This window comes from Acidomonas methanolica (genome assembly GCF_004346035.1).
Taxonomy (GTDB): domain Bacteria; phylum Pseudomonadota; class Alphaproteobacteria; order Acetobacterales; family Acetobacteraceae; genus Acidomonas; species Acidomonas methanolica.
Genome location: NZ_SLZN01000013.1, coordinates 70,316 through 78,205 on the forward strand (window position 1 = coordinate 70,316; position 7,890 = coordinate 78,205).

Consider the following 7,890-nt stretch of genomic DNA (forward strand, 5'->3'; position numbering starts at 1 on the left):
AACACCATGTCTGATTTTTCCCTGCGACGCCTTGTCGCCCTTCCGCTGCTCGCAGCGGGACTCGTTCTCCCCGGCCTCCCGCGCGCGGCGATCGAGGAACCGCGCGTGACCTTCGCCCTGCGCGAAGTGGGCGGCGGGATCGGCTATGAATGGGGGCAGGGGACGCTGACCTATATGGGCAAGTCCTACCCGTTCCGGATCGCGGGCGGCGGGATCGGCTCGCTCGGCTATGTGCGGGTCAAGGCCGACGGCCACGTGGCCGATCTCGGGAAAATCACCGATTTCAACGGCTCGTACTGGCAGGCCGGGGCCGACGCCGCCGTCTGGCGCGGAGCGGGTTACGCGGCCTTCGAGAACCAGAAGGGCGTGCATCTCTACGTGCATATGACCATGCGCGGCGCGCATCTCGGCGCGTCCATCCTCAAGCTCAGCGTCACCCTGCTCCCGCCGCCCGCCAGCGGTTCCGCGCCGCAGTGACGCTGGACTGGCGCGTCGCAAGCGCGGCGCTCGGCGTCTGCCTCCAGATCAGCTTCATCGTCCGCGCCCTGCTGCGGCCTCACCGCCAGCCCGCGTCCCGCGTGGCATGGATCGCGATCATCGCCGCCCTGCCGTTTCTCGGCTGTGTGGCCTATCTGATGCTGGGCGAGACCAATCTCGGGCGCAAGCGCGTGGCCCGCATCCAAGAGGCGATGCGCCTGCTCCCCGTCCCCGGCAAGGCGACGGCGGTCGGCGCGGACGCGCTGGTCGACGCGGAGGCGATGTTCGATCTCCCGCCGCGCCTCGCACCGCTCTTCAAGGTCGGGCAATCCGCGTCCGGCTACCCGCCCATGCCCGGCAACACCGCCGAACTCGCCCCCGATTCCGACACTGCGATCGCCCGTCTGGTCGAGGATATCGACGCCGCGCTCGAACACGTCCACATCGCCTTCTATATCTGGCTGCCGGACCGGAACGGGCTGGAGGTCGTCGAGGCGGTCAAGCGCGCGGCGGCGCGGGGCGTGACCTGCCGGATCATGGCGGACGATCTCGGCTCGCGCTATCTCATCCGCACGCCGCACTGGCGCGCCATGGCCGATGCGGGCGCCCGTCTCGTCCGTGCCCTGCCGCTGGGCAGTCCGCTGCTCTGGCCGCTCCATGGCAGGCTGGACATGCGCGATCACCGCAAGATCGTGGTGATCGACAATCACCTGACCTGGTGCGGAAGCCAGAACTGTGCCGATCCCGCCTTCCGCATCAAGGCGAAATACGCGCCCTGGGTCGATCTCTTCGCGCGGTTCGAGGGGCCGGTGGTGTTGCAAAACCAGCATCTCTTCGCGACGGACTGGATGGCGCATACGGAGGAATCGCTCGTCCCTCTCCTCGCCTGCGCCCATGTGCCGGAGCGGCCCGGCTTCGTGGCGCAGGTGATCGGCACGAGCGCGGCCCGGCGCTACGCCGCCATGCCGGAGACCTTCGTCTCCCTCATGCATGCGGCGGCGGAGGAACTGACGATCACCACGCCCTATTACGTGCCGGACGAGGCGATCCAGTTCGCGCTGGTCGCCACGGCGCGGCGTGGCGTCCGCGTCACGCTGACCATGCCCCGGCGCAACGATTCATGGATCGTGGCCGGGGCGAGCCGCAGCTATTACCGCGAACTGCTCAATGCCGGAGTGGAAATCCGGGAATACCCGCTGGGGCTGCTGCACACCAAGGCGCTGACGGTGGACGGGCGCATGACGCTGATCGGCTCGGCGAACATGGACCGCCGGAGCTTCGACCTGAATTTCGAGAACAATATCCTGCTGGCGGACCGCGATTTCACCGCCCAGATCCGCGCCCGGCAACAGCGCTACATGGATGTCTCGATCCGCATCACGTTGGAAGAGGTCGATGCCTGGCCGCGCCACCGCGTGTTGTGGAACAACGTGCTGGCGATGATCGGGCCGGTTCTCTAAGCGGCTGTCTCGAAAGTTGTTGTGTCATAGAGGCGATGCTCCCGGGGCTCTGCCCCGAACCCTGCCAAAGGGCGGCCGCCCTTTGGAAACCCTCTGATTGAATTTATTGGAATGCATGGGGTGAAGGGGGTTTTGCCCTACCGGGTGCAGGGCAGCGCCCCGCATCGGTGCGGGTCGCGACTTCTGAAACAGTCTCTAACAGGCTGTCGGATTGGGGTACCTTCCTCTGGCGCTTTGCGGTAAGCTTTCAGGATGAGCAGCTTCATCCCGTTTGACCGATCGCAGCCGTATCTTCTGCCGCCGGATCTGAAATCATGGCTGCCGGCGGACGATGTGGCGCATTTCATCGTGGCGGCGGTGGAGCGGGTGCCGCTGGGGGCATTTTCAGTGCCTCGGCGGACTGGCGGCAAGGCGTATTCTCATCGCGCCGGATCGAACGGGCGACGCATCGTGACATCGGCATGCGCTTTGTGGCGGCGAACCTGCATCCTGACCATGACACGATCTCGACGTTCCGGCGCGGCAACCGTGCGGCGATCGAGGCGGCCTTCCTGCATGTGCTGGAGTTGGCACGCGAGACGGGGCTGATGCGGCTGGGCACGGTGTCGATCGACGGCACGAAGATCGATGCCAACGCCTCGAAATACCGTTCCATCCGTTATGATCGCGCGAAAGACCTCCGCGAGAAACTGGCCACCGACATCGCCGCCCTGATGGAGCGGGCGGATGCGGCGGATGCGACCGAGATGGATCACCAGGCCTTGCCGGATGAGCTGGCCCGCCGGGAGGCGGAAGCCCGCAAGCAGGCCGAGGCCGCCCGGCCCGACTATGAACGCAGGAAAGCGGCCTTTGATGCGAAGCGGGGACGGCGCGGCCGCCCGCCGAAAGAACCGGACGATGAACCGCTACCCGACCGGCAGATCAACCTGACCGACCCGGACAGCAAGCTGATGCGCCGTTCCGACGCGCATGAATACCGGCAAGCCTGCAACGCCCAGGCCGTGGTGTGCGCCGAGGGCCGCCAGTTGATCGTGGAAAAGGGGATCGTTGCAACCACGGCCGACGCGCCCAGCTTTGCCGACATGATCCTGGGCATGGAGGGAAGGATCGGCCTGCCGCGAACCGTCCTCGCCGATACGGGCTTTGCCAGCCGCAAGGCCGTCGAAACAGTGCAGGCCAGGGGCGTGGACCCGCTGGTTGCCATCGGACGCCCCGTGGATCGGCGCTCTTATGACTTCCGGCCAGAGCCATCACCCAGGGAGCCGCTTCGGATCACCGAGCCCTGGCGCCTGAAAATGAAAGCCAGGCTGCAACAGGACCCGGCAAAAACCCTCTACGCCTTACGCAGGCAGACCGTCGAACCGGTCTTCGGCATCATCAAGAGCGCCATGGGCTTCACCCGATTCCACCTCCGGGGCCTCGCAAACGTCGCAACAGAATGGACCCTCGTCGCCCTCGCCTATAACTGCCGCAGGATCGCGCGACTGTCCGCCGCATGAACGCCCTCGCCTACCTCACTCATCACGACAGCAGAGCCCAACCCGACAGCCTGCTAAGCGGCTGGCTGAAGATATGCCTCATGGATTTACGCGGCGTCATGGAGACGATTCTCTCTATCGTCACGACCGGCTGCCAATGGCGGCGACCAGCAGGCGCACTCTCAGTGAATCGCCAGACGGCGGAACAACTGGACTTTCAGGACGTCGAGCAGGATCATATACGCGGCGATGACAGCCAGAAGCGATATCAGGACTGTCAGCCCGACCGGCGCCATGAAAATCCCGGTGGCGGCCATGGCGGTCACGACAACGAGATCGGCGACCGAACTCACGGCCAGCCAACGGCTCGGGCGCGACCGCCAGAACGGGCCTCGTTCGCGCACCAGATAGACGGTCCCCTGCCCCGTCGCCACGAGCATGACGAAAACAAGCGTCTGCAATTCCGCGACCGGCAGCCTGAGCACGTCGCGCCCGACATAAAGAACCGCGAAGGAAAGAAACAGTAAGGCCGCCGCCAGCAAACTGCCGGTCAGCATCAGCATCCGCACGTTCCATCGATCCGGGCTGGAAGAAAAACCGACATTATCGGTCGCGATCGACATCGTGACGAAGTCGTTGGCGAACAGCAGAAGCACGATCAGCAGCGGCGTGATCACGAAACTATGCGTCAACATGACACCGAAGGTCATGAAGACCGCAATCTGCAGGGTCTTCGTGATCTTGTTGATCGTATAGGTCAGCATCCGCTGATAGATACGGCGGCTGATACGTACCGCGGTCAGCATTTCCGTCAGTCCCGGCGCCGTGAGCACCACGCCGGCGGCTGCGCGGGCCACATCCGTCGCGCCGGAAACAGCGATGCCGACATCCGCCTGCTTCAGGGCGGGCGCATCGTTGACGCCATCGCCCGTCATGCCGACCACATGGCCTGCCGACTGGAGCAGCCGGATCAGGCGAATCTTGTGCTCCGGATAGACGCGGGCGTAGACGCCGTTGTCCAGCGCGTGACTGCCGTCGACGTGATCGAGCGCATCCGCCGCCGCGACCGGCCCCTCGATACCGACCTGCCGGGCGACGGCCACAGCGGTGGCGGCATTGTCTCCCGTCACCATGATGACGCGAATTCCGAGTTCCTTGAGCCCCTTCACCAGAGTCGCCGAATCGCTTCGCGGCGGGTCTTTCAGCCCGATCAGCCCTGCCAGGCTCATGCTCGCGCGGCTCGTCCCGTGCGCCACGGCGAGCACCCGCATACCCGATGACGCCAGCCTGTCGATCTCGGCCGAGATGTCGGGCGCCGTCCCGATCAATGTCGAGACGGCCTGGAAGGCGCCTTTGGCGACGCATAATTCGCCGCCGGCTTCGCGATAGCGGCTGAGCGAGTAGCGGTTTGCCGGATCGAACGGGACGAATTCGAGCCGCTCCGGCAGTGGCGTGGCGAGCAGGCCGCCTGCGGTTGCGGCGCTCAAAATGGCCAGGTCAATCGAATCCTGCGTAGCGGGATCGCACGCCAGGGCCGCCAGCCGCACCAGTTCGTCGTCCGACGCGGCGTCGAAGCGCATTTTCGCCGCCAGCGTCATCTGATTTTCCGTCAGCGTGCCGGTCTTGTCGGTACACAGCACGTCCATGCCGGCCGCCTCCTCGATGGCGGAGAGTCGGGTCAACAACACGCCGGAACGCGTCAATTCGGCGGCGCCGAGCGCGGTCGCCAGCGTGAAGGTCGTCGGCAGCGCCACCGGCACCGAGGCGACCAGCAGGATCAGCGCGAAGGGCAGCACGTCCCGAAGCGGCATCTCGGCCAGGGCGGCATATGTCAGCAGCGCCGCGATCAGCACGATGTCGATGCCGATGAGAACGCGGACGATCTTGAAGATCGTCACCGACAGATGGCTCGTCGCGTGCGCGGTGCGGACCAGCTCGGCCGTCTTGCCGAAATAGGTCCGGGTTCCGGTGGCCGTCACCTCGCCCGTCGCCTCGCCGCGCCGCACGACCGCCGCCGCATAGGCCGTCGCACCGACACCGGCCTCCACGGCGATCGATTCACCCGTCAGGGCGGATTGATCGAGCAGAATGCCGCCCTCGACGATCTTGACGTCGGCCGGCGAGAGATCGCCCATGCGCAGATGCACGATATCGCCCGGCACGAGGCAGGCGGTGGACACTGAACGCCATGCGCCGTCCCGCCGGACGCGCGCCTCCGCTGTCAGCCGGTGCCGCAACAGCTCAAGCGCCTTGTCCGCGCGGTCTTCCTTCATGAGGCTGACCAGCGCATTGACGCTGAGCAACGCGGCGATGACCGCCGCCTCCACGTTCTTGCCGAGCAGAAGCTGGAGCAGAATCGTCATTTCCAGCATCCAGGGAATCGGTCCCCAGAACTTGCCCAGGAACGTCACAAGCGGACGGCGTCGCCGCTCGGGAATCTCGTTCGGTCCGTATTGCCGAAGGCGGTGCTGCGCCTCGGCCTCGGTCAGGCCGGAGAGGCCGTGACCATTTTCGACACGTGCTGACGACTCGTCCAACTCCGCCGCTCCTTCACCCCGGGCACGCCGCCAAGACGCCGCCGAACCTGCGGGGGTCGTTCTCAGTCGAGCCTCTCCCGCGGGGCGCGGCTCTCTCACTTGCGCGCCTGTCATTCTTTTCGGATGGCAGGCAGCGGAGCGGGCGGTCTCGAACACATGATCGGACCGACAGGGACAGGATGAACCGGGCGACCCCGGCAATGCAAGGCGGTCCACGGCGATTCAACCACGGCCTCGATCACGGCACAGGGCGCGGCCTTTCATCGACGTAACGCCGACAGACTCACACCGTTCGCACGTCCCGAACGTTCCCGGGAAATCATTCCGTTGGAACGAACAGTATAGTAGGATAAGAACAACGAGCGGGACCATCCGGGGAGCAGAATCGTCCATGCAGAACATGCGTGACATCGCGATGACCCGCCGCCGACATGAAGCGGGTTTCCGCCGCGCGCTCGCCCGGTCTGCCGGCGCGCCGACGGGGCAAGAGACCGTCGCATGATTGAACGCTACTCAGATCATGCGGCAAACGAGCGGACCTTTCTCGCCTGGATTCGTACCGCTCTGGCGCTGGTGGCCTTCGGCTGCGTGCTCGCGAAATTCGACATCTTCCTGCGTCTGGTCGTCGCGGAGCATCCGTCTCCACAGCATCCGCCCATCGGTTCGACCTCCTGGATCGGCATCATGGCCGTCTGCTCGGGGCTTGCGGTGCTTCCCGCGGCCTGGCTGCGCTTTCGCAAGGTCCGCTCCGCCCTTAAAGGGGATGCACCCGCGAGCATCGCCCTGCCAGGGCTGGAGGGCTGGCTGACGGGCGCGCTTTTCCTCTTCGGCCTTGCGGTCCTGGTGGCTCTGATCCGCGCGATCGCGGCATGACGCTGGAGCAGCTCCGCATCTTCGTCGCTGTGGCCGAGCGGGAGCACGTCACGCGCGCGGCGGACCATCTCCATTTGACGCAATCGGCGGTCAGCTCCGCGGTCACGGTGCTGGAAAGGGAATTCCAGATCGCCCTGTTCGACCGTATCGGCAGACGAATTGCGTTGACACAGGCGGGTCACACCTTGCTGGCCGAAGCGCGCGCGGTTCTGCAACGCGCGGACGCGACGCGCGAAAGGCTGACCGATCTGCGCACGCTCCGCGGCGGCGTGCTGCATGTCCATGCCAGCCACACGATCGCCAGCTATTGGCTGCCTGCCCGCCTCAACGACTTTCATGAACGTCATCCGGGGATCGACCTCAAGGTCACGATCGCCAACACGCGCGACATCTGCCTGATGATCCGCTCGGGCGACGCCTCGCTGGGTCTGGTGGAAGATGCGGTCACGGACGCCGAACTCGCGAGCGAGACCGTCGCAACGGACCGGCTTCTTCTCGTCGTCGGCCCCCGTCACCCCTGGGCCGCAAAGCCGCCGGAAGCGGGCGGTCTCGGTGAAAGCATGTGGGTACTGCGTGAACCGGGTTCCGGAACCCGCTCGTCCTTCGAAAATGCGTTGAAGCACAGCGGGGTGGCCTTTTCGACGCTGCCGGTGATGATGGAGATCGCGTCGAACGAGGCCGTCGCCAGCGCCGTCGAGACGGGGCTGGCCGCAACGGTCCTGTCGGCGAGCGTCGTGGCGGGACGGCTCGAAGCCGGTCTCCTGCATCACGTTCCTTTCCCGTTCCCCGACCGGGAATTCCTTCTGGTCCGGCATCCGCGTCGTCAGCTTTCGCCCGGCGAGGCGGCTTTCATGTCGCTGCTTCTGGATTCTCCGTCGACGCACCGAGCCGCGATCGGTCAGGCGGTTCCGGAGTCCGGCCGTGAAAACGTGCCGCCCACGAGGTCTCGTCCCGATGAAGGATCACGACACTAGATGTTTAGTCCCGTGGTTTGATGGTGCATTCTTCTCGCTGGAATGGAAGGAAGCGCTATGGGCCAGGTTCACCACGGAAGCGCCACGACGA

At 65.6% G+C, this 7,890-nt stretch carries 5 protein-coding genes and 1 pseudogene; 5 read left to right on the top strand and 1 reads right to left on the bottom strand.

Annotated features, from left to right (window positions below; all coding sequences use genetic code 11):
• The first annotated feature begins 6 nt into the window (after positions 1 to 6).
• The 3 genes and pseudogenes from EDC31_RS18160 (at position 7) to EDC31_RS10760 (ending at position 3,436) form a co-directional block, all read left to right on the top strand.
• Positions 7 to 477: a hypothetical protein gene (locus tag EDC31_RS18160; RefSeq protein ID WP_052511801.1), complete on the top strand. Its 471-nt coding sequence runs from the start codon at positions 7 to 9 to the stop codon at positions 475 to 477.
• Positions 474 to 1,937 carry a cardiolipin synthase gene (gene cls / locus EDC31_RS10755; protein ID WP_239641605.1) on the top strand — a complete coding sequence of 488 codons (1,464 nt, stop codon included), beginning with the start codon at positions 474 to 476 and terminating at the stop codon, positions 1,935 to 1,937. Before EDC31_RS18160 ends, cls begins: the two co-directional genes overlap by 4 nt.
• A 252-nt stretch (positions 1,938 to 2,189) precedes the next feature.
• A pseudogene (locus EDC31_RS10760) lies at positions 2,190 to 3,436 on the top strand (transposase).
• 161 nt (positions 3,437 to 3,597) lie between these two features.
• Here the strand turns inward: EDC31_RS10760 and EDC31_RS10765 are convergent.
• Positions 3,598 to 5,952 (bottom strand): plasma-membrane proton-efflux P-type ATPase, encoded by a 2,355-nt coding sequence (locus EDC31_RS10765; protein ID WP_042061764.1) that lies wholly within the window; start codon positions 5,950 to 5,952, stop codon positions 3,598 to 3,600.
• Between the two features lie 498 nt (positions 5,953 to 6,450).
• Between EDC31_RS10765 and EDC31_RS10770 the strand changes: the two genes are divergently transcribed.
• Both EDC31_RS10770 and EDC31_RS10775 read left to right on the top strand, forming a co-directional pair.
• A complete protein-coding gene (locus EDC31_RS10770; protein ID WP_042061766.1) occupies positions 6,451 to 6,825 on the top strand; it encodes a YidH family protein in 375 nt (124 codons plus the stop codon).
• Positions 6,822 to 7,799 carry a LysR family transcriptional regulator gene (locus EDC31_RS10775; RefSeq protein ID WP_081797895.1) on the top strand — a complete coding sequence of 326 codons (978 nt, stop codon included), beginning with the start codon at positions 6,822 to 6,824 and terminating at the stop codon, positions 7,797 to 7,799. The genes EDC31_RS10770 and EDC31_RS10775 overlap by 4 nt, the downstream gene beginning before the upstream one ends.
• Positions 7,800 to 7,890 lie beyond the last annotated feature (91 nt).